Raw genomic sequence first — 699 nt, forward strand, 5'->3', positions numbered from 1 at the left:
CGTAGTTATGAGTCAGCTCTAAAATACCGCGCTGACGGAAGGCAAAAATTTCTAAGTCGTCACCCGCTGGCAAATTTTCCCGCTCGCTGTCAGTCAACTTGGCCAAGAAATATAAATCAAACCCCATCGTAGGGAACTTTTTTACCGCCAGTAACGTCATGCCCAAAATACCCGTATAAAAGGCCAACGATTTGGCTGGGTCTTTGACGCGTAGCATGGTGTGGTTAAAAGTATAACCTGCCGTCTGCGCTGAAATTGGCTGCACGCCTTCTGCTTTTACGCTGCTCTCAGGCTGAGTGATACTGTCTTTATTAGCATCTAAATTTTTTAAATCCGTCATAATTTTTCCAATATCTAAGTATTTTAATCGTCATTTATCCATTATAAATCATTGATAACGGGTACGTGCAAAATCAAATCGTATCCACCATTCCGAACGTTTAATGATAAATAGCTATTAAGTATCTAAAAAGCGTACTTTTCCAGTCTCTAAATTGTATTCAGCGCCAACGACGAGTAGCTGACCGCTACTGGTTAAGTCTTCTAGGGCGCGCGAACCATGCTTTAATTGGCTGACCGACATGCGCACATTGGCACGAATAGAGCGATCGACCAATTCATCCGCATCGACGTCTTGACCGTTGGCCGTTGCCAGCTCATGCAAGTTGTAAACACTTGGGCGAATACGATCGACGATTG

General features: G+C 43.8%; 2 protein-coding genes. Both read right to left on the reverse strand.

All coding sequences use genetic code 11. The annotated features are described in order from the left end of the window. A partial coding sequence (locus Q7C21_RS22285) for a VOC family protein (RefSeq protein ID WP_375151128.1) occupies positions 1–340 on the reverse strand: 340 nt, incomplete at its 3' end. 117 nt (positions 341–457) lie between these two features. Then, a partial coding sequence (locus Q7C21_RS22290; RefSeq protein ID WP_375151129.1) for a carbonic anhydrase occupies positions 458–699 on the reverse strand: 242 nt, incomplete at its 5' end.

This window comes from Pantoea sp. ANP04, from assembly GCF_041982285.1.
Lineage (GTDB): Bacteria > Pseudomonadota > Gammaproteobacteria > Enterobacterales > Enterobacteriaceae > Pantoea > Pantoea eucalypti.